At 66.0% G+C, this 26,084-nt stretch carries 18 protein-coding genes; 4 read left to right on the top strand and 14 right to left on the bottom strand.

Features of this window, described 5'->3' with window-relative positions; genetic code table 11:
• From V8246_RS14510 to smc, 5 genes are all read right to left on the bottom strand, one after another.
• Nucleotides 1-672: a hypothetical protein gene (locus tag V8246_RS14510; RefSeq protein WP_336189821.1), complete on the bottom strand. Its 672-nt coding sequence runs from the start codon at nt 670-672 to the stop codon at nt 1-3.
• A 122-nt stretch (nt 673-794) separates the two neighbouring features.
• A complete protein-coding gene (locus V8246_RS14505; protein ID WP_336189820.1) occupies nt 795-1,148 on the bottom strand; it encodes a DUF2200 domain-containing protein in 354 nt (117 codons plus the stop codon).
• A gap of 140 nt (nt 1,149-1,288) precedes the next feature.
• Nucleotides 1,289-1,717 carry a PIN domain-containing protein gene (locus V8246_RS14500; protein WP_336189819.1) on the bottom strand — a complete coding sequence of 143 codons (429 nt, stop codon included), beginning with the start codon at nt 1,715-1,717 and terminating at the stop codon, nt 1,289-1,291.
• A 50-nt stretch (nt 1,718-1,767) separates the two neighbouring features.
• Nucleotides 1,768-2,502, bottom strand: coding sequence for a cell division protein ZipA (gene zipA, locus V8246_RS14495; protein ID WP_185896396.1), 735 nt, complete (start codon nt 2,500-2,502; stop codon nt 1,768-1,770).
• Between the two features lie 34 nt (nt 2,503-2,536).
• Nucleotides 2,537-6,040 (bottom strand): chromosome segregation protein SMC, encoded by a 3,504-nt coding sequence (smc, locus tag V8246_RS14490; protein ID WP_336189818.1) that lies wholly within the window; start codon nt 6,038-6,040, stop codon nt 2,537-2,539.
• Between the two features lie 274 nt (nt 6,041-6,314).
• On the opposite strand from smc, the gene V8246_RS14485 reads away from it, so the two are divergent.
• Nucleotides 6,315-7,517 carry an amino acid aminotransferase gene (locus V8246_RS14485; RefSeq protein WP_336189817.1) on the top strand — a complete coding sequence of 401 codons (1,203 nt, stop codon included), beginning with the start codon at nt 6,315-6,317 and terminating at the stop codon, nt 7,515-7,517.
• A 148-nt stretch (nt 7,518-7,665) separates the two neighbouring features.
• Here the strand turns inward: V8246_RS14485 and ugpC are convergent, their stop codons facing one another.
• Entirely contained in the window at nt 7,666-8,748 is a 1,083-nt protein-coding gene (gene ugpC / locus V8246_RS14480) for a sn-glycerol-3-phosphate ABC transporter ATP-binding protein UgpC (protein ID WP_336189816.1), read from the bottom strand.
• Between the two features lie 386 nt (nt 8,749-9,134).
• On the opposite strand from ugpC, the gene glk reads away from it, so the two are divergent.
• The 3 genes from glk (at nt 9,135) to V8246_RS14465 (ending at nt 13,059) form a co-directional block, all read left to right on the top strand.
• Entirely contained in the window at nt 9,135-10,142 is a 1,008-nt protein-coding gene (gene glk / locus V8246_RS14475) for a glucokinase (RefSeq protein WP_336189815.1), read from the top strand.
• A gap of 232 nt (nt 10,143-10,374) precedes the next feature.
• Nucleotides 10,375-12,285, top strand: coding sequence for a phosphogluconate dehydratase (gene edd, locus V8246_RS14470; protein ID WP_336189814.1), 1,911 nt, complete (start codon nt 10,375-10,377; stop codon nt 12,283-12,285).
• Between the two features lie 117 nt (nt 12,286-12,402).
• Entirely contained in the window at nt 12,403-13,059 is a 657-nt protein-coding gene (locus tag V8246_RS14465; protein ID WP_336189813.1) for a bifunctional 4-hydroxy-2-oxoglutarate aldolase/2-dehydro-3-deoxy-phosphogluconate aldolase, read from the top strand.
• A 148-nt stretch (nt 13,060-13,207) separates the two neighbouring features.
• On the opposite strand, the gene V8246_RS14460 is transcribed toward V8246_RS14465, so the two are convergent.
• From V8246_RS14460 to V8246_RS14425, 8 genes are all read right to left on the bottom strand, one after another.
• Nucleotides 13,208-13,885, bottom strand: coding sequence for a hypothetical protein (locus V8246_RS14460; RefSeq protein ID WP_336189812.1), 678 nt, complete (start codon nt 13,883-13,885; stop codon nt 13,208-13,210).
• Nucleotides 13,886-13,937: 52 nt separating this feature from the next.
• Nucleotides 13,938-17,051 carry a discoidin domain-containing protein gene (locus tag V8246_RS14455; protein WP_336189873.1) on the bottom strand — a complete coding sequence of 1,038 codons (3,114 nt, stop codon included), beginning with the start codon at nt 17,049-17,051 and terminating at the stop codon, nt 13,938-13,940.
• 70 nt (nt 17,052-17,121) lie between these two features.
• A complete protein-coding gene (locus V8246_RS14450; protein WP_336189811.1) occupies nt 17,122-17,943 on the bottom strand; it encodes a carbohydrate ABC transporter permease in 822 nt (273 codons plus the stop codon).
• The gene (locus V8246_RS14445; protein ID WP_336189810.1) at nt 17,940-18,824 is read right to left on the bottom strand and encodes a sugar ABC transporter permease; all 885 of its coding nucleotides are present in this window, start codon (nt 18,822-18,824) and stop codon (nt 17,940-17,942) included. Before V8246_RS14445 ends, V8246_RS14450 begins: the two co-directional genes overlap by 4 nt.
• Nucleotides 18,821-20,083, bottom strand: a complete 1,263-nt coding sequence (locus V8246_RS14440) for a sugar ABC transporter substrate-binding protein (protein ID WP_336189809.1) — start codon at nt 20,081-20,083, stop codon at nt 18,821-18,823. Before V8246_RS14440 ends, V8246_RS14445 begins: the two co-directional genes overlap by 4 nt.
• Nucleotides 20,084-20,185: 102 nt before the next feature.
• Nucleotides 20,186-21,811 carry a glucoamylase family protein gene (locus tag V8246_RS14435; RefSeq protein ID WP_336189872.1) on the bottom strand — a complete coding sequence of 542 codons (1,626 nt, stop codon included), beginning with the start codon at nt 21,809-21,811 and terminating at the stop codon, nt 20,186-20,188.
• A 102-nt stretch (nt 21,812-21,913) separates the two neighbouring features.
• The gene (locus V8246_RS14430) at nt 21,914-24,934 is read right to left on the bottom strand and encodes a TonB-dependent receptor (RefSeq protein WP_336189808.1); all 3,021 of its coding nucleotides are present in this window, start codon (nt 24,932-24,934) and stop codon (nt 21,914-21,916) included.
• Between the two features lie 96 nt (nt 24,935-25,030).
• Nucleotides 25,031-26,059, bottom strand: coding sequence for a LacI family DNA-binding transcriptional regulator (locus tag V8246_RS14425; protein ID WP_336189807.1), 1,029 nt, complete (start codon nt 26,057-26,059; stop codon nt 25,031-25,033).
• Between the last annotated feature and the right edge of the window lie 25 nt (nt 26,060-26,084).

The raw sequence follows: 26,084 nt of genomic DNA, 5'->3' as shown, positions 1-26,084 counted from the left end.
CTACTGAGGCTGATCGCCATCCAGCTTGCGGCGAGCCACCAATGCACGCTCATTCCCAGGGGAGGACTTCAGGATCCCCTCATACAACTCCCCTGCTGATGCAACGTCGCCCTGCTCGACGAAAACCTCCGCCAAGGCGAAAGCCGCTTCATCATGTGCCACTTCAACGCCTATCACCCCAGGCTGCGCATCACGCTTTGCCTGTCGGGTCTCTGCCATAACGGCGCGAAAGGCCTCGACAGCGGCATCCTGCTTCCCCATCTCTTTCAGTAGCATCGCAGCATCCAGTCTTATGAAAGGGTCTGCATGCCTTCGCAGCGAAGCTTCATATGCCTCAAGGGCAGCCGTATCCCGTCCCATTTCCCGAAGCGTAAAACCCGCGTCCGCATGAACCTCGGACGTGAGGGCGGGTGATCTCGCCACACCCCGGTAGAAACGGACGGCCTCATCCTGACGATCGGTACGGAGCGAGGCGTAGAAGCCGAGCATCCCTACAGCCGGATCATCCGGACAGGCCGGAGCAATCTTTGACACCTCGCTGAAGAAGCATTCGGGGCATGAGCCGGACGAATCCAATACAGCCTTCAGAGACGCAGCATCCGCGCTCATTCCACACGTGACAATGCCAGATCCCTCACCGGAGCACGCAACAGTCGATACTGCAAGCAGCATGAGCCACGTCATTCGTACCAAGCCGCGGTTTCGATCGCCCGTTGATCTGGATTCAGCGATCCTGTTTCGCACCACGCCCCCATAACCGACACGTCTGGCCAGCCCAATAGTCGAGAACAATGCTACCTCAGGACCTTCTCGATCGCCTTCCCCTTCGCCAGTTCGTCCACCAGCTTGTCGAGGTAGCGGATCTTCTGCATCAGGGGATCGTCGACTTGTTCCACACGCACGCCGCAGACCACGCCCTTGATGAGTGATGCACGGGGATGCAGATGCGGGGCGTCGGCGAAGAACGTTTGGAAATCGGTCTTCGTCACGATCTGCCGTTCGAGCCCAGCCTGGTCGTACCCGGTCAGCCAGCGGATGACCTCGTCCACCTCGGCCTTGGTCCGACCTTTGCGCTCGGCTTTCTGCACGTACAACGGATACACGCTGGCGAACGAAGTGGTGAAGATGCGGTGGCCGACCATCGTCATTCCTTCAAGAGGACGCGATAAGGCGATGAAAGCCAATCGTAGGAAGGGTTGAGCTGGAGGCGACACCCATCATGAGCCATTCTTTCCACTGTGATGGGCGCATCTGCTTCGCCGTTGAAAGCGGATTCGCTCAATCCATCCTACGTGCTCTCCACGAGCTCTTTGGTGTGAAACACTCGAATGCCACACTGCTTTGCGACGGAGATCATTTTCGCGTCGCTCGTGATGAGCGGCAAGCCATCAAGCTTGGCTATGGCAAGAAAGATATGATCCCCTGCCTTGATGTATGGGATGTCAGTCATCCTGTAGCGCAGAATGAACTCCTTATCGATGTGAATTAACTCGACGGGGTAGTTCATTTGCCCTTGGAATGCGGGACCAACAAAACGACCCTCATCCGTGAGCTTCTGGAGCGAGCATTGGATCTCAAACCAGGCGTGCGCCGGCATGATGATTGCACGGCCTTTGACCCGCAGATACTCGAGCAAAGCTAATGACTCGGCATGGGTATGTGAGTCCGGATCGAACGCATTTACAAACACGCAGGAATCGACGAGGACTTTCCCCATAGCGCCTCAACTACAGTTGATCCGCAGAACCAGTTAGATTGCAAGGTAACTCACCACCGGGGCGCCTTCGTCAGCGGCGGCGCTTCGTGCTGGCGATCGTACGCACGCAGCTCTTCGCGGATGTGCTGGATGCGCTGGCGGCCGAGGGTGTTGCGGCTGTCGTCGAGGACCACGCCGCCCAGCAGTTCGGCCATGCGCTCGACGTTGGGCAACAGCTTTTCCCAAGCTTCCAGCGCGGTCATCGGCGCGGGCAGCGTGAGGAAGAACGCAATGGCCGGGGTTTCCAGCGAACGGATGTTGGCCATGTCGAAGCTGCCGGGCTGCATGATGTTGGCCATGCTGAAGACCGGGCCACGCTCCGGATGCCCTTCCACCAGACGGTGGAACACGTTCATGTGACCGAAGGTCAGGCCCGTCTTCTCGGCGGCGACCACGATGTCCTCGCCGCGCAGCACCTGCCCGGCCTTGGCCGCGACATACAGCGAGACGATCTTGTCGAAATCCTGGCTGGGGCGCTTGCCCAGCTCGCTCTCCACGCCCGCGACCGGCGTACCGCCGGCCAGGCCCAGTTCGGGCTGGCTGACGCGTTCGTCGTTGTAATCCTGCATCTGCTCGCTGGTGTCGTCGCCGGCGAGGCTGGGTTCCACGCGCGCGGTATCGCGCTCGGCGGTTTCGATGCGACGGCCCTGGCTGGGCTTCTTGGGGCGTCCGAACAGGAAGATCGCCGCCAGCAGCAGGACGCCGGCGACGAGGATTCCGATACGAAGCATGGCCATGTCGGACACAGGGGATTCTCCGGCAGGTTGGGATCGATCAGGGTCAGGCGGCGCCGGCCAGGCGGGCGGCCTCTTCGAGGTCCACCGACACCAGGCGGCTGACACCGGGTTCCCGCATGGTAACGCCACTGAGCTGGTGTGCGGCTTCCATGGTGGCCTTGTTGTGGGATACGAACAGGAACTGCACCTTCTCGCTCATCTCCTTCACCATGTTGGTGAAGCGGCCGACGTTGGCCTCGTCCAGCGGCGCGTCCACCTCGTCCAGCAGGCAGAACGGCGCGGGGTTGAGCTGGAAGATGGCGAACACCAGCGCCACCGCGGTCATCGCCTTCTCGCCGCCCGACAGCAGCGAGATGTTGGATACGCGCTTGCCGGGCGGGCGGGCCATGATCGCCACGCCGGTGTCCAGCAGGTCTTCGCCGGTCAGTTCCAGATAGGCGTGGCCACCGCCGAACAGGCGCGGATACAGCTGCTGCACGCCGGCATTGACGCGGTCGAAGGTGTCCTTGAAGCGGCCGCGGGTCTCGCGGTCGATCTTGCGGATGGCCTCTTCCAGCGTTTCCAGTGCGGTCGTGAGGTCCACGTGCTGGGCGTCCAGGTACTCCGAACGCTGGCTGGCTTCACCGTACTCGTGGATGGCGGCCAGATTGACCGGCTCCAGGCGGCGCATGCGGCCGTCGATCTGGGTGACGGCCTGCTCCCACTCACGGATGTCGGCGACCTCGGGCAGCGTGTTGATGACGTCCTCCAGCACGAAGCCGCCGGCCACCACCGCTTCCGACAGCTGCTCGGCCTTCAGCGCCAGCGCCTGCTGGTCCAGCTTGCGCTGGGAAATGCGCTCGCGCTGGGCCAGCGCCTGCTCGTCGCGCTGCTGGCGGGTCTGTTCGTATTGGCGCAGTTCGTTGTCGATGCCTTCCAGCAGCGACCGCGCTTCGGCCAGCTGGCGGTCGGCGGTGACGCGGTGTTCCAGCGCCGCCTGCCGTTGCGCCTCCAGTTCCTGCACCGGCGAATCGCCTTCGTTGAGCTGCAGGGTGAGTTCTTCCAGGCGCGAGTCCAGCTGGCCGCGCTGCCCGCCCATGCGGTCCAGGGCCTGGCTGAGCGAGACGATCTGCGCCCGCTGCGACTCCAGGGTGAGCGCCAGCGCGTGCACGGTGTCGCGCGAACTGCGGGCGGCTTCGCGGGCCTGGTCGCGCGCCTCAATCCGCTGGCGGCGCTCGTTGTCCAGCGCCTGCCGTGCGGATTCCAGATCGCCCATGCGGCTGACCGCATCCTCCAGTTTGGCGCGGGCCTCACGGGCCTGCTCGCGGCTGGTTTCCAGCGTTTCGACCAGCTGCGCGATCTCGCCGTCGATGCGGTCCAGGCGGGCGCGGGTGGCTTCCAGCTTTCCCTGGTGGCTCTGCAGCTGGCCGGCCAGCTCGGACACGCCGCGGTGCGCCATGTACAGCGTGCGCTGCGCCTCCTCGCGCTGCTGCTCGGCAGCGAGCAACTGGTCGCGCAGCTGGGCCAGGCGCTCTTCCAGTTCCGCCTCGCGGGCCTGCAGGGCTTCGATCTCGCCACGCAGCGCCTGGATCTCGCGCTCGCGCAGCAAGGCGCCCTGCTTGGCCGCGCCGGAGCGCAGCACGCGCACCCAGCCGGCGCCGAGGCGCTCGCCATTGCGGGTGATGACCGAATCGCCGTCGCCCAGCTGCGACTGCAGGCGGCGGGCTTCATTCAAATCCTCGGCCGTGTGCAGACGGGCCAGCAGGCGGCGGATCGCCGCCGGGCCCTGCACCTTGGCCGCCAGCGAGGTCGGCGCGAACGCCACGTCGCCACGATCGTCGGACACCAGCGCGATGCGGCCATCGCCGAGTTCGCCCAGCGCCTCCACGAGTGCTTCCGGCGCATCGACCAGAACACCTTCGATCAGTTGACCCAGCGCACCCTCGACGGCATTTTCCCAGCCCGGCTCGACCGTCAGCTTTTCGCCGACACGCGCGGCGTTGTCCAGGCCACGGGCCTTCAGCCAGGTCATGGCGGCCCCCTGTTCCTGGCCCAGCGCGGCGTGCTGCAGCGTTTCCAGCGAGGACAACCGGCCGCGGGCTTCCTGCGCGCGCTTGCGGGTGTCGGACAACTCGGCCTGGGTGGCGCGCTGCTGCTCCTGGGTGTCGGCGGCCGCCTGCTTGCGGGCTTCGACCTGTTCGGTGAGCGTCTCCAGCGATTCCTTCTGGGTATCGTGCTGCAATTGCAGCTGTTCGAAGGCGGACGCCAGCGCTTCCAGGTCCAGGCCGGCGCGTTCGGCGGCGAGCGCTTCGCGGCGACGTTCGGCTTCCAGCGACTGGCGGTCGAGGTAGTCCACGCGGGTGCGTTCGACATCGCCGGCACGGGATGCCTCGGCGGTTTCGCGGCTGTGCGCTTCCCAGCGCTGCTGCCAGTCCGCCAATGCGGCCTCGGCCTCGCGCAGCGCGTCCTGGCGCATCACGTCGTCCTCGCGCAGCTGCTCCAGCTGCGGTTCGGCGTCGGCCACGGATTCGCGCAGCACGGCCAGACGGGTTTCGTCGCCGCTGATGTGCTGGCCCAGTTCCTGCAGGGCGTTGCGGGCTTCGTCGCGCGCCTTCTTCAGGCGCTCGGCCAGTTCGCGCTGGTGCTGGATCTGCTGCTCGATGCGGGCCAGCGTGCTGCCGACCTGGTAGACCTCGCCCTGCGCCTTGTTGAGGGCGTCGGCCGCTTCCTCGCGGCGCACGCGGTCGGTTTCCAGCAGGCGCTCGGCCTCGCGCTGTTCGGCGATCAGCTGCTGCAGTTTCGTTTCTTCCTGCGACAGCGCTTCACGCAGGCCCTGCAGCCTGCCGTCCAGGCCGCGGTATTCCAGCGCCTTCCACTCGGCGTCCTTGACGCGGCGCTCTTCCTGCAGGGCCTTGTACTGCTCTGCCTGCTTGGCCTGGCGCTTGAGGTGCTCGAGCTGCTTGCCGATCTCCTCGCGCAGGTCGTTCAGGCGATCCAGGTTCTCGCGGGTGTGGCGGATGCGCGTTTCAGTTTCCTTGCGACGCTCCTTGTACTTGGAGATGCCCGCGGCTTCCTCCAGGTAGATGCGCAGGTCTTCCGGGCGGGCCTCGATGATCTGGCTGATCATGCCCTGTTCGATGATGGAGTAGCTGCGCGGGCCCAGGCCGGTGCCGAGGAACAGGTCGGTGATGTCGCGGCGACGGCACTTGGTGCCGTTGAGGTAGTAGTTGCTCTGGCCGTCGCGGCTGACCAGGCGCTTGACCGAGATTTCGTTGAAGGCCGCGAACTCGCCGCTGATGGTGTGGTCGCTGTTATCGAAGATCAGTTCCACCGAGGCCTGCGACACCGGCTTGCGCGCGGCCGAGCCGGAAAAGATCACGTCGGTCAGCGAATCGCCGCGCAGGCGGCTGGCCGAGCTTTCGCCCATCACCCAGCGCACGGCGTCGATGATGTTCGACTTGCCGCAGCCGTTCGGGCCGACCACGCCGGTCATGTTGGTCGGCAGATGCAGCACGGTGGGATCGACGAACGACTTGAAACCGGACAGCTTGATGGTGGAAAGGCGCATGCGGCGGTGTCTTCCGGGCACCGCGACCGGACCGGGCCGGCGCGCTGCCGCAAGTGTGAAATGGGATCAGCTTCGATTGCCAGTCCATTGATTTGATTGACAATCCGGCCTGCCTTGGGGCACGCCAACGGATGAGTATAGCTGCCCCTGCCATGGGATGTCCGGGCCTCCTGGCGACATACGCCGCACCGCCGCCGGCGTACGGAGAGGCCCGCGCCTGCTAGCATCTCAGGCCGCTTCACCCCTCCCCTCACTCACCAACGGTCCCCACTCCGTGTCTCTTTTTGCATCTGTCGAACTGGTGCCCGGCGACCCCATCCTGGGGCTGACCGAGGCTTACAACGCCGATCCACGCACCCGGAAGGTCAATCTGGGCGTCGGCATCTACTACGACGAGCAGGGCCGCATTCCCCTGCTCGACTGCGTGCGCCGCGTCGAGGAGGCCTTGGCCGCCGAGGGCAAGCCACGCGGCTACCTGCCCATCGACGGCCTGGCGGCCTATGACGCCGCCACCCGCGAGCTGGTATTTGGCAAGGATTCGGCGCTGGTCCCCGCCGGCCGCGTCGCCACCACCCAGACCATCGGCGGCAGCGGCGCCCTGCGCGTGGGCGCGGATCTGCTAAAAAAGCTGCTGCCGCACGCCACGGTGGCGATCAGCAACCCCAGCTGGGAAAACCATCGCGCCGTATTCAGCGCGGCCGGCTTCGACATCGTCGACTACACCTATTTCGACGCCGCCACGCATGGCCTGGATTTCGCCGGCATGCTGACCGACCTGGGCCGGCTGGAGCCCGGTACCGTGGTCCTGCTGCATGCGTGCTGCCACAACCCCACCGGCGCCGACCTGACCGTGGAGCAGTGGACGCAGGTCGCAGCGCTGCTGAAGGACCGTGGCCTGTTCCCCTTCATCGACATGGCCTACCAGGGCTTCGACAAGGGCATCGCGGAAGATGGCGCCGCCGTACGCATCGTCGCCGAGGCCGGGATCGACAGCTTCATCGTGGCCAATTCGTACTCCAAGTCGTTCTCGCTGTACGGCGAGCGCGTCGGCGCGCTGTCGGTGGTCGGCCCCAACGCCAACGCGACCCAGGCGGTGCAGTCGCAGGTCAAGCGCATCATCCGCACCATCTACTCAAGCCCGTCCACGCACGGCGCGGCGCTGGTAGCGGGGGTGCTGGCGAGCAGCGAGCTGCGCGCGCTGTGGGAAAGCGAGCTGGGTGCGATGCGCACGCGCATCCACGCGCTGCGCGCGGGACTGGTGGAGAAGCTGGCCGCCCTCGGCGCGCCGGAATTCGCCTTCATCCAGCAGCAGGCCGGCATGTTCTCCTACTCCGGCTTGAGCAAGGCGCAGGTGGACCGGCTGCGCGATGAATTCGGCATCTATGCGGTGGGTACCGGCCGCATCTGCGTGGCGGCGTTGAACCAGAAGAACCTCGGGTACGTGGCGGAAGCGGTGCGCACGGTCAGCCGCGGCTGACTCGGCCTGCCCTGTGCAGGAATAAATTGTAGGAGCGGGCCATGCCCGCGATGCTTTTGCACAACGGACCGAAGAGCATCGCGCCCGAGGGCGCTCCTACAAAGGCGGCAGTAGGGGGTGCCCCTGCCGGCGTGCGCCGCGCGCGGTTCTACGGCAGGCGCAGGCCGGTATCCGGGTCGAATAAATGCAGGGTCGCGCCTTCGACGGTGACGCGCAGCGTCTCGCCGGGTTCCGGCAGGCGCTGCGGCGGCATGCGGGCGACGAGCGTCTGTCCGGCGTAGACCAGATTGACGAAGACTTCGTTGCCCACCGGCTCGATCAGCTCGACCTGGGCCTCGAATGCCGGCTTGCCGATGCCGGCCGGCAGCAGGTGCTCGGGGCGCACGCCCACCGCCACGCGCCGGCCCAGCCACGCGTCGGAGACGGACGCGTGGCTGAGCGGCAACGACGCGCCATTGTCGAGCACCAGGTGCAGGCCATCGGCCACGCGCAGGCTGCCCTGCAGCACGTTCATCGCCGGGCTGCCGAGGAACCCGGCGACGAACAGGTTGGCCGGCTTCTCGTACAACGCCATCGGCGTGTCGATCTGCTGGATCTCGCCGTCCTTCAGCACCACGATCCGCTGGCCCAGCGTCATGGCCTCCACCTGGTCGTGCGTCACGTAGACCATGGTCGCGCCGAGCTGTCGATGCAGGCGACCGATCTCGGTGCGCACGGAATGGCGCAGTTTTGCATCCAGGTTCGACAGCGGCTCGTCCAGCAGGAATACCGACGGCTCGCGCACCAGCGCGCGCCCCAGCGCGACGCGCTGGCGCTGTCCGCCGGACATCTCCCGCGGCAGCTTGCGCAGCATGTGGGTCATGCCGAGCGTGTCGGCTGCGGCGTTGACCCGCCGGTCGATCTCCGCGCGCGCCACGCCACGCAGCTTCAGGCCGAAGGCGAGATTCTCGGCCACGGTCATGTGCGGGTACAGCGCATAGCTCTGGAACACCATCGCGATGTCGCGGTCCTTCGGCTGCACGTCGTTGACGCGGCGCCCGCCGATCAGCAGGTTGCCATCGGTGATGTCCTCCAGCCCGGCGATCATCCGCAACAGCGTCGATTTGCCGCAGCCGGACGGTCCCACCAGCACCATGAGTTCGCCGTCTGCGATCTCGAAGCTGGCCCCGTGCACGGCCACCTGGCCGTTGTCGTACACCTTGCGCACGCGGTCGAGCTGGACACTGGCCATCATTGCTCCGGTCGGGCGGTGCCCGTAGTTGTTCGCAGCGGTCGGCGTCCCGTTCCGCGGCCGGGGAAGTTGCGCTATTCTGCCATGTAACCGTTTTCACAAGGCAAGCGGCCGCGCGCCGACACCCGCACGTCCACCTTATCGTCCAGGCCGCCCATGTCCCGTCCGCCGCGCCGCACGCCCGCCGCTCCGACTTCCATCTGCGCCGTCGTGCATACGTATACGCACGCCGCATCCGCGCGGACACCTGCCTGGCGCCGGCATGGGTGCGCGCTATCATGCGCGGCCCACGCAACGCGGCTCCACCCCCGCACAACAGGATCGACCAGGCGAATGCAGCGGACCCCCTTTGGAAGCCTTCCCGCACCGGACAGGATCTCGGCCGCATGAGCAGCGCCGATCGGGTCCTCCTCGCCGACATCGGTGGTACCAACGCGCGCTTCGCGCTGGCCGATCCCGCTTCCGCCGTGCCGCTGCTCGACGACAGCGTGCGCGAGTTCGTGGTGGCCGATTTCCCGTCGCTCGCCGACGCCGCGCAGCACTACCTGGATGAAACCGGCGCCACCGCCCAGAACGGGGTGTTCGCCGTCGCCGGCCGCGTCGATGGCGATGAGGCCCGCATCACCAACCATCCGTGGGTCATCTCGGTGAACCGCACGCGGCAGGCACTGGGTTTCCAGGGCCTGAAGCTGGTCAACGATTTCGCCGCGCAGGCGATGGCCGTATCGTTGCTGACGCCGCGCGACGTGGTCGCCATCGGCGGCGCGCAGTGGATGCCATCGCCGTTGTCCGTACCTCGCACCTATGCCGTGATCGGCCCCGGCACGGGTCTGGGCGTGGCGGCATTGGTGATCCGCGACGGCCGCGCCTATCCGCTGGAAACCGAGGGCGGCCATGTCAGCTTTCCGCCAGGCACGCCGGAAGAGATCCGCATCCTGGAAATCCTGTCGGCGCAGTTCGGCCGGGTGTCGAACGAGCGCCTGATCTGCGGTCCGGGCCTGGTCAACCTGTATCGCGCGCTCAGCGAAATCGCAGGCGAGGATCCCGGCGGCCCGCTGGAGCCGAAGGACGTCACCGCACGTGCCGCCGCCGGCGATCCGCGCTGCGTGCGCACGCTGGACGTGTTCTGCGCCGTGTTCGGCGCCATCGCGGGCGATCTGGTGCTGACCACCGGCGCGTGGGACGGGGTATTCCTGACCGGTGGCCTGGTGCCCCGCCTGCTGTCGTCGCTGCAGCACTCCGGCTTCCGCCAGCGCTTCGAACACAAGGGCCGCTTCTCGCCCGCGATGGCGCGCGTGCCGACCCTGGCGAACATGCACCCACGTCCCGGCCTGCTCGGCGCGGCGGCCTACGCGGTCGAACTGTTCGGATCGAAGACACCCCCGCACGCCTGAGGTTTTGCGCAGATGCGCGCTGCAACGCAACACATGCAGTGCTCCGATGCGCGGACTGGTCTGCCTTTGGTCGCTTTCGCGCCTGCGCCAAAGGCGGTAGAAAGCATCATGCCGTCGCCGTCGTCACCCGCCCTTCCCCTCCACGCGCTGGAGATGCCGGAAGGCCGCGCCTCACGGCCACCTTTCGCCACGCCATGCAGAATGTCCGCGTCTGCAGCCTAGCCCTACGCCCATGAGCCTGCACCCCCGCATCCAGGAAGTCACCGAACGCATCCGCCAGCGCAGCGCACTGCTGCGCCGCGCCTACCTCGACGGCATCGATGCCGCCCACCGTGAAGGCCCGCAGCGCGCGCGCCTGAGCTGCGGCAACCTGGCGCATGCCTTCGCCGCCTGCGGTCCCACCGACAAGGGACGGCTGCGCGCCGACGTCACGCCCAACCTCGGCATCATCAACGCGTACAACGACATGCTCTCGGCGCACCAGCCGTTCGAGCATTACCCCGAGATCATCCGCACGCTCGCCCGCGAGATGGGCGCCACCGCGCAGGTCGCCGGCGGCGTGCCGGCGATGTGCGACGGCGTCACCCAGGGACGTCCGGGCATGGAGCTGTCGCTGTTCTCGCGCGATGTGATCGCGCAGGCCACGGCGATCTCGCTGAGCCACGACATGTTCGACGCGGCGCTGTACCTGGGCGTGTGCGACAAGATCGTCCCCGGCCTGCTGATCGGCGCGCTGGCCTTCGGCCACCTGCCGGCGGTGTTCGTGCCGGCCGGCCCGATGACGCCCGGCATCCCCAACAAGGAAAAGGCCGCCGTGCGCGAGCGCTACGCCGCCGGCGAAGCCACGCGCGAAGAGCTGCTGGAGGCCGAAGCCGCCAGTTACCACGCTGCCGGCACCTGCACGTTCTACGGCACCGCCAATTCCAACCAGGTGCTGCTGGAAGCGATGGGCCTGCAGTTGCCGGGCACGTCCTTCGTCAACCCCGACCAGCCCCTGCGCGACGTGCTGACCCGCGCCGCGGCCGAACGCGCCCTGCGCATCACCGCGCTGGGCGACGACTACCGGCCGATCGGCCGCCTGATCGACGAGCGGGCCATCGTCAACGCGATGGTGGCGCTGATGGCGACGGGCGGTTCCACCAATCACACCATCCACTGGATCGCGGTCGCGCGTTCGGCAGGCGTGATCCTGACCTGGGACGACATGGACCTGATCGCACAGACCGTGCCGCTGCTGGCGCGCGTCTATCCGAACGGCGAAGCCGATGTGAACCGGTTCGCCGCGGCCGGCGGTACGCAGCTCGTCTTCCGCGAACTGCTCGACGCCGGCCTGATGCACGACCTGCCCACCATCGTGCCCGGCGGCATGCGCGCGTTCTGCGACGAGCCGCGCCTGCAGGATGGCAAGCTCGCCTACGCGCCAGGCGTCGCGCAGAGCGCCGACGAAGACGTGGTGCGCCCGGTGTCGCGTGCGTTCGAAGCCCAGGGCGGCCTGCGCCTGCTGCGCGGCAACCTGGGGCGCTCGCTGATCAAGACCTCGGCGGTGAAGCCGGAATACCGCTACATCGAGGCGCCCGCCGTGGTCGTCGACGATCCGCGCGCGCTCAACAAACTGCATGCCGCCGGCGCGCTGCCGCAGGATTTCGTCGCCGTCGTCCGCTACCAGGGCCCGCGTGCGAACGGCATGCCCGAACTGCATTCGCTGGCCCCGCTGCTCGGCCTGCTGCAGAACCAGGGCCGCCGCGTGGCGCTGGTGACGGACGGCCGCCTGTCCGGTGCTTCCGGCAAGATTCCCGCCGCCATCCACCTGACCCCGGAAGCGGCGCGCGGTGGCCCGCTGGCCAGGCTGCGCGAAGGCGACATCATCCGCCTGGACGCAGAAGCGGGCACGCTGGAAGCCCTGGTGGATGCCACGGAATGGGCCTCTCGGGACATCGCGCCCAACACGTCGCCGGCCGCGCTGGACCTGGGACGCAACCTGTTTGCCGTCAGCCGCGACGTCGTGACCCCCGCCGACCGTGGCGCGATGTCGATCTCGTGCGGCCTGCCCTACCACGACGGCACCTGGGAATACGACGCGGAGTACGAGCTGGGCGACACCGCGCACGCCGCCGATGCGCCCCATGAAACCAAGGATGCGTAGCATCCTGTTACCTCTGTAGGAGCGCCCTCGGACGCGATGCTTTTCGGGCATGGCGCCAAGAAGAGCATCGCGCCCGAGGGCGCTCCTACGGTCCTCCTTCCAGCCAAACATTCCACCATGACCATCGAAGCCCGCCAGCAGAAAGCCGAATCCCTCCTCCGCGCCGCCGGCATCCTGCCGGTCGTCACCGTCCACACGCTGGATGAAGCGCGCAAGGTATCCGAAGCGCTGTTGAAGGGCGGCCTTCCGGCGATCGAACTGACGCTGCGCACGCCGGTGGCGATGGAAGCGCTGGCGATGCTGAAGAAGGAACTGCCGGATATCGTGATCGGCGCCGGCACGGTGTTGACCCAGGACCAGATCACGCAGTCCATCGATGCGGGCGCCGATTTCCTGGTGACACCCGGCACGCCGCCGGCGATGGCCGAAGCGCTGGCCGCTGCCGACATCCCGGTGGTACCCGGTGCCGCCACGCCGACCGAACTGCTGTCGCTGATGGCGCGTGGCTTCCGCGTCTGCAAGCTGTTCCCCGCCACCGCCGTCGGCGGGCTGGCGATGCTGAAGGGCCTGGCGGGCCCACTGTCGGACCTGAAGATCTGCCCCACCGGCGGCATCACCGAGGACACCGCGGCCGATTACCTGTCGCAGCCGAACGTCGTCTGCATCGGCGGTTCGTGGATGGTGCCCAAGGGTTGGCTGGACAACGGCGAGTGGGAGAAGGTCACCGCCAGTTCCGCCAAGGCCGCCGCCATCGTCAAGGGCGTGCGCGGCTGACGTGCTCTCTGTAGGAGCGACGTAAGTCGCGACCGCAGAAGTGAAGTGTCGTGATGCGTGTGCGCAGTCACGCCGTCACTGCCGGAAACATGGCGCTCGCCCTCATGCTGCGACATGCGATGCCGTGCGGTCGCGACTCACGTCGCTCCTACAGTGGGTCATGACGCTTGAGTTCCATTGCCAGCTCCTGTCGCCACCACCCCGACGCCAGCACGGCATACCAGCCGACCATCAGCAGGCCGAGCCACCATTCGAAGACGTTTTCCCAGCGGTCCTTCGCCGCAGGATCGGGGACGGCCAGCCCCGTCACGACATTCGCCAGACCCAGCCCCAGCATGGCGACGGCAATCCACGACAGGGCCGCGATGACGCCGGCCGGCAACGCACCTGTCCGCGCGGCGCGACGCATCAGTGACAGCTGCGCGAGATAGCCGAAGCCGAAGTACACGATCACGCCGTAGCGGCGCAGGAAGCGGTAAGCCTCGCCTTCGGTACCGAGGAAGGTTGCGTAGACCGCCAGCGCAATCGCCGACATCACGCCCAGCACCAGCATCAGCCGGCCTCCGCGCAGCCAGTGGCGGGCCAGCCACCAGACCAGCGCATGCAGCACCGCGCAGGGAATTACCAGCAACCGGAACAGATGGTTTCCCAGCCCATGGCGGGCCGCGCGACTGATCGAGACGCAGCCCTCCACATACGGCATGCAGGCCGGCACGTGGCCCGCCTGGATCGACAGCAGGTAGGCCGCATGCGCCGCGACCACGAACAGCAGGCCGATCAGCAGCGGCAGCGGCCAGAGGGGTAAGCGGGCGTCATCGGCGTTCATGGCAGCAGGCGCGGACAGGAGCCGCGCCTACTCTATCCCCGTTCGGCTCCGCTCATCGCGTACGGATGCTGACCTTCGCCGGCAGCGTGGTGATACGCAGCTCGCCGTCCTTCCACTGCGCGGGCTTGCCATTGACACGCGTCTCGCCCGGGGGCTCCTTGTACGGCCACGGCAGCACCAGGCCACCAGCGGGCAGTGCCAATCCGGCTTTCGCCTCCAGCACGACCTCACCCGCATGCCTGCGCAGCGAATACCCCAGCACGCCGTTGGGCGTGCGCAGTCCGTCGATGGAGATGCCCTCCCCGTCCAGCCAGCCCGTGGGAACGCCCGCCGCCAGCACCAGGCTGTCGTCTGTTTCGCGGGTGTAGGCGAACATGTCCAGCGCCGAACGCACGAAGTCGGACGCCACCCAGGCGTGCGGCAGGTCGCCCACGAAGAACGGCTTGCGCGGCGTGCGCGACACCACTTCCGCCCACTGGTTCCAGGCTTGCGGCGCGCGATCCTTGAAGAAGAAGTCCAGCACCTCCCATGCGCGTTCGCGCCAGCCCAGGCGGACGAACGCGGCGACATTGCGCCATTCGTAAGGCGTGTAGTCCTTCCACTCGCGCAGGCCGTCGCGGCGCTGCACGAACTCGGTCCAGTAACGTTCGAACGTCCCATGCAGCAGGTCGACCGGCAGCGTGCCCTGCTCGCCACCGGGCGCCAGCGCGATGGTGGTCGAGGTCGGGTCGAAGTCGCCGAGCTCGGCGGCACCAGGCAGATAGCGGATCCCATGCAGCTGCGTTGCCGCACGCAGTGAGGTGTAGAGGTCATCGCGGAACTGGTCGCGCGACGCTGCCATGCGCTTTGCTTGGGCCGCCTCGCCCAAGGCTTCCGCCACCTCGACCGCGTCCTTGTACCCGCGCAACGCCCAGAAGTTGTCCCAGTACGAATGCATCGGCTTGGCCGAATAGCCTTCATGGCTGATCGAGGCCGGCATCATGCCGTAGAACGCGGCGTTGATGGCCCGGTTGGCTTCGGTGCGTTCGCTCAGCCGGAGTTCTTCCATGTAGGCGAACGCCCCCTGCACGTGTGGCCACATCCTGCGCAGGAACGCCTTGTCGCCGGTATAACGGTAATACTCGGCGATGTTGAAGATCAGCTCGCCGTGGCTGTCGTTCTCGGGCACGGGATCGCTGCCGCGGTCGTCCACGCAGCAGGGCACCTTGCCGTTCTCGAACTGGTAAGGCGCATACCACTCGACGTATTCCTTCACCACCTCCGGGCGACCCAGGCGCAACAGGCCCTCGGAGATCATCGCGCCGTCCCGGATCCAGCTGCGCGAGTACGAGCGGGTACCCGGCTGCAGACGCGGACCGATGCGCGAGATCAGCATGTGCGCCAGCGCAGTGCGCAGCGTATCGGCGACCGGCTGGCCTTCGGCCGGAACCTGCAGCTTCATTTCGTCGAGCTTCCTGCGCCAGACGCCCGCCATCGCCTGCTGGTCCCGCGCCGCATCGATGCGCGCGGGCAATACGCCCTCGAGCGGCGCGACCCAGTCGATATCCCGGCTCTCGCCCGGCGCCAGGGTGAAGCGGTAGAGCACGGCACCGGAGGCAAGGCCCGTCGCATCGCCATCGACCGAGGCGGTCTTCGCGGTCGGCGTCTCCATGGCGTCCAGGCGCTCGCGCACCATGCCCTCATCGAAACGCGACGCCATGACGGCATCCGGTGACGCGAATCGCAAGCTGGCGCGCCCGTTCACGGTCACCACGCCGTCGCCCAGCGCGAGCGCGTTGATCGGGCTGAAGCCACCGGTGGTATTGAGGAACTGGCTGGGCGGATTGACCTGCCATGGCTGGACGGCCAGCGCGAGCGCGTACTCGCGCGACGCGGCGCCCGTGTTGGTCAGGCGATGCCGCGCGACGATGCGCGAATCGCCCGGCGTGCCCGCGGCGAAGGCCGTGGTGGTCAGCGAGAACTGCGGGTGCGTCCAGGCGACGGTGGGAATCGGCAGGTAGCCGTCCTGCAACGACTGCGTGGCCTGCACGTCCGCCCAGCCGATCCAGCGCCCATCCACCTGCACGAAGGGCTCGACGCTGATGCCGCCCTTGGCGATCTCGATGGCGCCGTCTTCGCCGATCAGACCCTGCTCGCGTCCGCCATCGAGGCCGACGATGGTCCAGTACGGCTGCTCACCGCTGAACCCGCGCGCAAACCCGCCTTTCGGCGCATCGGCCGCCATCGCCTTGATCAGGTCGTTGGGGTGCGCGGCGAACGACAGCGGCTTCACGTCCAGCCCGGCCAGGGCGAACGACGCGCCCGGACCATCGCCCACCGTCAGGCGGATGTAACGCGCTTCGGATTCCGGCAGCGCCAGATAGTCGCGTCCCCCATTGCCGCCCACCACGGTGCGGACGTCGCGCCAGCGCACACCCTCATCGGACAGCTGCACCAGGTAGTCCGACGCGTGCTGGCCCCGCTTCCAATCCAGCACCAGCCCGCCGAACTCGCGCAGCCTGCCCAGGTCCAGCGTCAGCTGCGGATCGGTGTCGCCATGCAGGTCCGCGGACCACGCGGTATCGAGCTTGCCGTCCACGGCCAGCGCCGCGGCGCCGGCCGGAAATGCGAGGTTCGCACTCGCCTTGCCTGTCAGCGGCGCACCGTCATCCACCGGCAGTGGCTGGAACGTCAGCTGGTCGAAGCAGACCGAGCCCTTGCCGCCGACGTTGTTGTACACCGTGAACTCGAGCTTGACGCTCTTGCGCAACACGCGGTCCGGGTCGGGCCCCCAGGCCTTGTCGATGTGCCGCTGCTTGTAGCGCACGGGCGTCCACACCGTCGGATACTCATACTTGGGGCGGTTGACCCACCACACGTTGTCGCCGCTGGCGTCGATGACCTTGAACTGCAGGTCGTTGCGCGGCGAATCGCCGCGCAACTGGAAGCCGAACTGGTAGTTCTGCGGATACTCGATCAGCAGATCTCGCTGGATGCCCGCATGGCCCGACACGCCGTTGAAATCGTAGTCCAGGCACATCGCCTTGCCCGCCATGCCATCGACCTGGCGCAGGGCACCGCTGACCTGGTTGGAGGTCACCACGCGCCAGGGGGACGCGTCGTCGAACGCGTCCAGCATGCGTACCGGCTCGGCCGAGACGGCACCGGCCAGCGGAAGCAGCAGCATCCCGGCCATCCGCCGGGCATGGGTCGACAGCATGTTTTCGTCTCCGGCAACGGGCCGCAGCGGACAGGGATCAGCCCTTCACGCTGCCCAGCAACAGGCCCTGGATGTAGTAGCGCTGCAGCACGAGGAACAGCAGCAGCACGGGCAGGATGGTGACCACCGAACCGGCCATCATCAATTCGTAGTCCATCACGTGTTCGCGCGACAACGCCGCCAGCGCCACGGGAAGGGTCTGCAGCGCATCGTCGCTCAGCACGATCAGCGGCCACATGAAATCGTTCCATGCACCGAGGAAGCTGAAGATCGCCAGCGTCACCAGGATCGGTTTCAGGCCCGGCAGCACGATCTGGAAGAAGATGCGCGCCTCGCCGGCACCGTCGATGCGGGCGGCTTCCAGCAGTTCGTCCGGGATCGAGCGCGCGTACTGCCGCACCAGGAAGATGCCGAAGATCGCCGCAATGCCCGGCACGATGGCGCCGGCATACGTATTGACCAGTCCCATCTGCTTCAGCAGCAGGAACAGCGGCATCATCGCCACCTGCGCAGGAATGACGAGCGCGGCCAGCAGCGCACGGAAGGTGCGATCTCGCCCCTTGAAGCGCAGCTTGGCGAACGCGTAGCCGGCCATGGTGTTGAACAGCAGCGAGAGCAGCGTCACGCTGGTAGAGACGATGAAGCTGTTGACCAGGTAGCGACCCATGCCGGCGCGCACGAACAGGTCGCGGTAGTTGTCCAGCGTGGGTGCGGCAGGCAGCAGCGGCGGCGGGAAGTGCCCTGCTTCGCCGGTCTGCATGAAGGACACCGACAGCATCCACAGCAGCGGCCCAAGACTGATCGCGGCGAGCGCAACCAGCAGGCCGTTGACGACGATGGCGGTGAGACGATGGTTCATTCCACGCCCCGCCTGCGGGCGAACCACAGCAGTCCGCTGGTGACGGCCGTCATCAGGATGAAGAGCAGGAACGCCACCGCCGACGCGTTGCCCAGGTTCCACCACTTGAAGCCTTCTTCGTACATCAGGTACAGCACGCTCTTGGTGCTCTCCAGCGGGCCGCCCTGGGTCATCACGTAGGGCTCAGCGAACAGCTGGAAGTAGCCGGCCATGGTCAGGATGCCGACCAGCAAAAGTACAGGGCCGAGCTGCGGCAGGGTGACGTGGCGGAACTGCGCCCAGCGCGATGCGCCATCGATGCGCGCGGCCTCGTAGAGATCCTCGGGAATGCTCTGCAGGCCCGCCAGGAAGATGATCATGTTGTAGCCGAAGTTCTTCCACACGGCGAACAGGATGATGGTCGGCATCGCCCAGGCCGGATCGCCCAGCCAATCCACCGGATCGATGCCCACCCACGACAGTCCCCAGTTCACCAGACCGTACTTGGTGTGGAAGAGGTAGCGCCAGATCACCGCCACCGCCACGACGGTGGTGACCACCGGCGCGAAGAACGCGGTGCGGAAGAAGCCCTTGAAGCGCCCCAGTCTGGAATGCAGCAGCAGCGCCGCGCCCAGCGACACCGCGACCGACAACGGCACGCCCACGACGACGAAGTAGACCGTGTTGACCAGCGATTTCCAGAACAACGGGTTCTGCAGCAGGCCCAGGTAGTTGTCCAGCCCCACGAAGCGCAGGTTGCCGATATCGGCCAGCGCGTAGATGTCGAAATCGGTGAGGCTCAATGCGAACGCCGCCAGCACCGGAAGGCCGAAGAACACCACAATGACCGTCAGCGCCGGCGCGGCGAACAGCCAGCCTGCGAGCGCGTGGTTCGACCTCACGGCGCGGCCCCTGCCTTGTCGGCCTGATCCAGCATCCAGCGGCGCTTCTCCAGGATGCGGTCGGCGCGACGGTCCAGTTCCTCGGCCGCCTGGTCCACCGTCATGCGCCCGTTGGCCACCTGCTCGCCCACCAGCCGCATCTCCGTGGCGATGCGCTCCCACTCCGGCACCTTGGGCGTGGAGACGGCACGCTCAAGTTGCTCGCGGAACGCCTTCGCATGAGGATCTTCCGCCAAAGCCGGCGTCAGCCATGGCGAACGGCGCGGCGGCAGGTCCCCGGTCAGCGCATGGAATTCCGCCTGCACCTGCGGCGACGACAGCCAGGCGATGAGCTTCCAGGCCGCTTCCTTGTTCGGCGAGTCCTTGAATACGACGAAACTGGTCCCGTTGGCGAGCGACGCGCCCGGGCCCTTCGGTCCCGGCAAGGGCATCGTCATCCAGTCGTCCTGCTGGGCGGCCGGCAGGCGCTCCTTGAACTTGGCGATGTTCCAGGGCCCGGAGATGTAGAACGAGTAGAAACCCTTGCCGAATTCGTCCCACACATTGGAGATCTGGTTGTTGGTCACCACCGGGGCCCAGCCCTGCTCGAACATCTCCTTGTAGAACCCGAGCGACTGGCGGAAGCCCGCACTGCGGAAGTTGCCGTAGCGGCCACCGTCGCGGAGCAAGGGTTCGGGCTGCTGGATGGCCAGGCTCAACAACGGCTCGAACTCATTGAGCGGCAGCAGGATGGAATAGTTGCCCTCACCCGCCACCTGCTTGACCTTGCGCAGCGCCACGCGCCATTCGTCCCAGCGGGTAGGCAGCGTCTTCACGCCGGCCTTCGCCAGCATGTCGCGGCGATAGAACGGCAGGCGCGTCTCGACATACCATGGCACCGCGTACGCGCGCCCGTCGATCACCCCGGTATCCCAGACTCCCGGGAAGAAGTCCGCCTGGTCGAAGCCGGGCGTCGCGGCGATCCGGTCATCCAGCGGATCCAGCGCGCCGAGTGCGGCGAACTCCGGAATCCAGGTGTTGCCGATCGGGCATACGTCGGGCAGCGAATCGCCCGCGAACGCCGTCAGCAGCTTTTCGTGCGCGGACAACCACGGGACGATCTGCAGGTCGACATGGATGTCGGGGTGCTGGCGCTCGAACTCCGGCAGCATCTTCGCCACCACTTCGCCTTCGTAACCCATCACCCAGAAACGTACCGTGGTACGTGTGTCGTCGGTGCGCGCGCAGCCGGCCGCGCCTACGGCCAGGACGGCGACCACCAGAAGTAGACAGCAGCGCACCAGGGTCGACCTTCGCAAGAAGGCCGCCCTGATGCGTGCTGGAGAGAACGACGCGGGCACGCGCTCGATCATGCGCGCAGCTTACTCCGGCTGCTGCGGACGCGCCGCCTCGGGTTGCGAGGCCTGGTTTGCGCGCGATTCGGCCGTACCCAGTGCGCGCGCCGCGGCCGCGTCCAGATCCGCCGGTGACGAAGGCGACGTCTGCGGGGCCTGGACCGCCGGTCCGGTCTCGGCGTCCAGCCAGCCGCCCTGGAATCCGGCCTTCTTCAACCCATCGCGGATGTAGCGGTTCTTCTTCATCACGCTCCAGACGAAATCGTTGCGGTAGTTGGCGATCATCGCCAGGATCGGGCCCTGGTCGATACCGATGTAGTCGCTGGCCACCCAACCCTTGCCGGGCACGATACGGCCGGTCTTCAGCGGAATGTCGTAGTCGAAGCTGGGATTGAACGAATCCAGAAAGCCGTAGCTGGAATACAGGTAGTCGCCGTAACGGCGGTGCATCTCCTCCGTCGCGGGGATGACGATTTCCGGCGCGAACGGCAGCGACGCCACCGCCGCCGTGGGCGCGATGGTGCCATCGTCGAAGTTCTCGCGGAAGCCGGCGCCGCGCGCGGAATAGTGGCGGAACGGGCGTTGCTCGCCGCGATACTCCTGCAACGTCTGTTGCGGACCGTCCGACGCGGTGAGGCCCCAGACGTTCTCGCCGTAGTCCTTCCACTTCATCGGGTTCTCGATCGCATACGCCCGCTGGGCGTACGTGGCGCGGCGGCTGTTCTCGAAGTAGTCCATGCCGCGCTCACGCATGTAGGCGTCCTGGATGCCGCGGAAATCGATCCAGACATGGGTGTACTGGTGGCCGAAGTGCGGGGCGAAGGTCAGGTACTCCTGCCCCTGGAACACGCCCCACAGCTCGCTGTAGCTGCGCGTCCACACCTCCCAGGCTTCCGGACCGACCGGATGGGTCGGCGAGGCCATCGCCAGAACGTAGACCATCATGGCCTCGTTGTAGCCCTTCCAATCGTGCGGTATGACGCCGCTCTCGGGGAACCAGCCCATGGAGATCAGCGGCTTGTTGTTCTGCAGGAAGGACCAGTCCACGCGCTTGTAGATCGTGTCGGCGATCCAGCGGATCTCCCGCTCGCGCGGGTCGTCGCGATCGTAGTACGACTGCGCGAACAGCACGCCCATCAACAGCAGCGAGGTATCCACGCTGGACAGTTCGACCCAGCTGTCGAAGCGGTGTCCGGTGTTCATGTCCAGGAAATGGTAGTAGAAACCCTTGTGGCCGCCCTTGCCTTCCTTCTGCGGACCCTGCGGCAGGTCGCGCAGGAACTTCAGCGTGGTCAGCGTGCGATCCACCGCCTGGGTGCGGCTGACCCAACCGTTCTCGATGCCGATGGGGTACGCGGTCAGCGCGTAGCCGATGGCCGCGATGCTGGCGAACGGCCGCGACGGGTAGCGGTCCGGCGTCATACCGTTCACTTCGTTGGTGGTATCCCAGAAGAACTGGAACGTGCGGCGCTCGATGTCGCGGAACAGCGGCGGCAACTCCGGCTTGGCCGGCGGCTCGGGCTTGGCAGCCACGGTGGGCGCGGCGGGTTTGGCGGCAGACGCCGTCGCTTCCTCCGGCGCCTTCTGACAGCCGGCAATCAACAGGGTCAACGCGATGCCGGCGAGCCAGGACGATCGCGGGGCGTGGGTGATCTTCTTCAAGACGTCGTTCCGTTGTAATCGTTTACACGAGCGCATGAAACAAACCCGCCGGTCAGGCGGCGCACAAGGGCGCCGCCTGAGGGCGGGTGATTATTACCAGTCGAAGCCCATGGACAACTTGAAGGTACGCATGGGCTCGTACACTTCGATACCGCTGCGGGAGCCCAGCGTTGGGTTCTGAGGGCCGCCTGCGGGTCCCCAGTTGGTGTTGAACTGACTCCAGTTCTCCCAATTGAAGACGTTGATCAAGTCGCCACGCACCCAGACCGAAAGGTCTTGGCTGGGACTCCAGCGCTTCTGGACAGCCAGGTCGAACCGCTTATAGCCAATCGTGCCATCTGGTGTGACCGGAGCGTAGTAGGCATTCAGATCGCCGCAGTTTGCGGCGCCCGTGATCGGTGCGCACGTGCCGTTGGCTGGCGAATTCAGCCGGTTCACAGACGAAAGCGGCTTGGGAGTTTCCAGGATCAGTTTGCCGCTGAAGGTCAGATCCCAGCCCGGCGAATAGATCCCGGACAGGACGAGCCTGTGCTTCGCGACGCCCGTAGAGGTGTAGTACTCATCCCTCACGTAAGGGTAGTCGAAAAGATACGTCTCTCCAGTCGATGCGTTCGGACGGTTTTCTTCAGCATCCATGTAGGTGTAGGCGATGCTGACGCCCCATGGCGACGCTTGGGTGTATGGCTTGTCCGCGGACAACAGCAAGGAGTTCTGGTTAAAGGAGAACCCGTTATCCATCAGGATCAGATTGCCGTAACCAGGAACAGCGATAAACGGCGATCCGCCCCAAGTCTGCCCCTGCGCTTGGTACTGATGGAACGTTCCATCGGGACGACGGCTACCCAGACGCGCGTAGAAGCCGTCACGCGCGCGGATGTGTTGCAGGGTGACTGCAGTGTTCCAGTCGTGTCCCCACAGGGTCACCGCATTGCGCATACCCAGGCTGAACTGATCGGAGTATGGGGTCTTGAAGTCGTTGTTGATCAGCTGAATCTCGCCGCCCGCCACCGGATTCGCCGCCCGGTAGGCCTCCAGTCCCGCATCTGTCAGCAGGGCCGGATTGAACGGTATGCAGTTGGTACCCGAGCAGGGATGGAACGGGGTCGGGAAGTTGATGGTGTAGGTGGTGAAAGCGCCCGCGTAGTACTCCCGCGCCAGATAGTCAAACAGCGTGCGATCGTAGGCGCGTCCGGCTCCGCCGAAGATCACGTGGCGCTGATCGCCCATGAGGTCATAAGAGAAGCCGAGGCGCGGCTGGATGGCGTCCTTGAAGTTGTCGCGCTTGCCCGGACCGGGAATGTAGTTGTCGATGTTGTAATCCGTGTTCTGGATGTTCGTCCAGCCACGAAGCGCCGCTTCGATCGCGGGATCCAGGCGATTGTCGGTGTATGCCGGATTCTGCTCGTAATCCCAACGGACGCCCAGGTTCAACGTCAGCTTCTCGTTGACCTGCCAGTCGTCCTGGATATAGATGCCGAACTGTTTGTTCTCGGAGCTGACGAAAGGGTCACGGCCGGTGCGGGGCGCGGTGAACTCGATACGCCATGGCTGAGTCAGGCTTTCGTTGACGTCATACCAGTAACGGGGGAACGGCGGGAACTGCTGGAATGCCTTCAGATCCACCTGCTTGTACTTCACGCCCATCTTGATGGTGTGGTTGTCCCAACCGAAGAATGTGACGTCACTCTGGATGCCGACGCCCTTCTGGCCCTTATCCTGAAAGTTCGGGCCGCCGCCAAGATTCAAGACCTGAAGATCCCGCTGATTCGGATTTTCTGGATTGACGATGGTGTACCGGGCGGAGTTTATCGGCGTCACCGGACTGGGGTTGTAGGACGCCTCCTCGAATGTCAGATGACTATCGGCCAGCCAGTTCTGAGATGAGTACTGCCAGCGCAGGTCCGCTCGCGTCTCGTCGTTGTTGAGCGCCGTTCCTGCGCTCGGCACGTTGACGCCACCGATGCCGAGCACACCCGTCTCCTCGCGGACGCGCGCAATCAGCTCGAACAGGTGCGCGTCGCTGGCCTGGAAGCTCAGCTTGCCGAAGTAAACATCCTGATTGAACGGCCGGCTGGCAGGACCGTAGTACTGCGTGATTTCGGGAGGCAGCACGACATTGTTGTTGAGTACCGCCGTTGGCGGCAGGATCGGAGCCGGCCGCACGATATCCTTCGCCTCATACGACACGAAGAAATGCAGCTTGTCGCGCAGGATGGGACCGCCGAACGTGACGCCGTACTGTTCGACCTTTTCTTCATTTTCGCCGCTGCGCAGTTCTTGCGGCGTGGACTTGGTCCATCCATCCGATGTGTGGTCAACGAAGAAGCTACCCTGGAATTCATTGGTACCGGACTTCGTTACCGCGGTGATCGCGGCGCTGCTGATTTGGTCGTACTCGGCCTTGTAGTTGGAGGTGATGACCTTGTACTCACCGATCGCCGATTGCGGAAACGGATTGCCTTCGCTGTCATCCTGACTGGTGACGCCACCGGGCGTTACATAGTTCTTCTGGCCGACACCGTCGATATAGACGTTGATGGCGTTCGCACCCTGTGCACCACTACGAATCTGGGTCTCCTCTCCGTTCACCGGACTCTGAACCGCCATGCCGGGCACGATATCGGCGAAAGCAAGGAAGTTGCGCGAATTCTGGGGCAGCAACTCGATCTGCTTGTTCGATACGTAGGTGGCCACCTCCGAGGTCTTGGTCTCCACCAGCATCGGCGCGGTCACGCGCACCGTGTCCAACGTGGTCGCGTCGCCGGCCGGCGCGGACACCGGGGGGGCATCCTGCAGGTTCAGCGTGGCGGTCTGGCCCACCGCCAAGGTGACGGCACGGCTGCTGGTCTGGCCGCCGGAGGTGACTTCGATGCGGTAGGTGCCCGGCGGCAGGCCGCCGATGTTGTAGTTGCCGTTGGTCGCCTTCGTCGTGCGCGTCAGGCCTGTATCCACATTGGTGACGGTCACCGTGGAATCGGCGGTCACCGCGCCTCGCAGCGTGGCCGAGGTGGACTGCGCCATTACGTGGGGCGCTGCCATGGCCAGGCAGCTGGCCAGTGCGCAAGACAACAACTTGCGATTGGGTCGGAACGTGGTGCGGTTGCGCTGTTTCATTGGCTCTCCCTCCAAAGATAGAAATACTGCTTGTCGGCTTGGTGTCCGCTTGTAATCGATTACATCTCCGCCCAAAAAAAAGCGGCCCAACGGTGCCTAACTTTTTGCGTGGTGGCTCTCCCCCACACTCGAAGCCCTGATGATCAGTTCGGGAACCAGCATCGCCGACGGCGCCACGCGCTCGCCGTCGGAGTCGATCGTGTCCAGCAGCCGACTCATCGCCTGCCCGCCCAGCTCCGCGATACTGACCCGCATCGTGGTCAAGGTCGGGTGAACGAAGCGCGCCAGCGGAATGTCGTCGAAGCCGGCAAGGGCGATGTCCTGCGGGACGCGCACACCGGCTTCGTTGAAGGCGTACAGGCAGCCCAGCGCCATCATGTCGTTGGCGGCGAACACCGCCTGCGGCCGGTCCGCCGCCTGCGCGATGCGCTTTCCGGCCTCGTAGCCCGCCGTTTCGCTGAAGTCGCCTGCGAACTCCCGCGGTGTCGCCTCCGGCGCAAAGCGGGCGAGCGCATCGCGGTAGCCGCGCAGGCGCTCGCGCGCATCGAAATTGCCTTCCGGCCCGCCGATGAAGGCGACACGGCGATGACCGGCCTGCACCAGGTGCTCGACCATCGCCACGGCGGCGCTGTAGTTGTCGATGGTCAGCGTCGGATACGCCGCTTCCTGCACATCGGTGTTGATCAGCACGACCGGCAGCGACGACGGCAGGTTGTCCACCAGGAAGCCGGGCCGGTCGGTGTACGGGGACAGCACCAGCAGGCCGTCCACACGGCCCCGCATGGCGCGCAGGGCCTCACCCTGTTCTTCCGGAAGACCGTGATAACTGGATACGAGCAGGTGCTGGCGGCGCGCGCGGGCCACCTGGTCGATGCCGCGGATCAGTTCGGAGAAGAATTCGCCATACAGGTCAGGCAGGACCACGCCGATGGTCTGGGTGCGCCGGCTGCTCAGGCTGCGGGCGGCGGCGTGCGGCTGGTAGCGCAGGCGGTCGGCCGTGGCCAGGACCTGCTGGCGCACGGACTCGGCCACGTTCTCGTGTCCGTTCAAGGCGCGCGACACGGTCGCCACGGAAACCCGTGCCTCACGTGCGACATCCTTGATGGTGACCGAGGTTCGCGCCATTCCCCGCCCCTCCGCGGTGATGACT

The sequence above is a fragment of the Pseudoxanthomonas sp. F11 genome, from assembly GCF_037046485.1.
Taxonomy (GTDB): domain Bacteria; phylum Pseudomonadota; class Gammaproteobacteria; order Xanthomonadales; family Xanthomonadaceae; genus Pseudoxanthomonas_A.
Note: the sequence above shows the minus strand (reverse complement) of the source record. Positions and strands in the feature narration are given on the sequence as shown.

What these genes read in the sequence shown, in the direction of transcription:
- V8246_RS14430 (WP_336189808.1), bottom strand. Translation starts at nt 24,934, where the DNA reads ATGAAACAGCGCAACCGCACCACGTTCCGACCCAATCGCAAGTTGTTG.
- ugpC (WP_336189816.1), bottom strand. Translation starts at nt 8,748, where the DNA reads ATGGCCAGTGTCCAGCTCGACCGCGTGCGCAAGGTGTACGACAACGGC.
- V8246_RS14505 (WP_336189820.1), bottom strand. Translation starts at nt 1,148, where the DNA reads ATGACGATGGTCGGCCACCGCATCTTCACCACTTCGTTCGCCAGCGTG.
- V8246_RS14450 (WP_336189811.1), bottom strand. Translation starts at nt 17,943, where the DNA reads ATGAACCATCGTCTCACCGCCATCGTCGTCAACGGCCTGCTGGTTGCG.
- edd (WP_336189814.1), top strand. Translation starts at nt 10,375, where the DNA reads ATGAGCCTGCACCCCCGCATCCAGGAAGTCACCGAACGCATCCGCCAG.
- V8246_RS14500 (WP_336189819.1), bottom strand. Translation starts at nt 1,717, where the DNA reads ATGGGGAAAGTCCTCGTCGATTCCTGCGTGTTTGTAAATGCGTTCGAT.
- V8246_RS14425 (WP_336189807.1), bottom strand. Translation starts at nt 26,059, where the DNA reads ATGGCGCGAACCTCGGTCACCATCAAGGATGTCGCACGTGAGGCACGG.
- V8246_RS14455 (WP_336189873.1), bottom strand. Translation starts at nt 17,051, where the DNA reads ATGCTGCTGCTTCCGCTGGCCGGTGCCGTCTCGGCCGAGCCGGTACGC.
- V8246_RS14460 (WP_336189812.1), bottom strand. Translation starts at nt 13,885, where the DNA reads ATGAACGCCGATGACGCCCGCTTACCCCTCTGGCCGCTGCCGCTGCTG.
- smc (WP_336189818.1), bottom strand. Translation starts at nt 6,040, where the DNA reads ATGCGCCTTTCCACCATCAAGCTGTCCGGTTTCAAGTCGTTCGTCGAT.
- V8246_RS14465 (WP_336189813.1), top strand. Translation starts at nt 12,403, where the DNA reads ATGACCATCGAAGCCCGCCAGCAGAAAGCCGAATCCCTCCTCCGCGCC.
- V8246_RS14510 (WP_336189821.1), bottom strand. Translation starts at nt 672, where the DNA reads ATGCTGCTTGCAGTATCGACTGTTGCGTGCTCCGGTGAGGGATCTGGC.
- glk (WP_336189815.1), top strand. Translation starts at nt 9,135, where the DNA reads ATGAGCAGCGCCGATCGGGTCCTCCTCGCCGACATCGGTGGTACCAAC.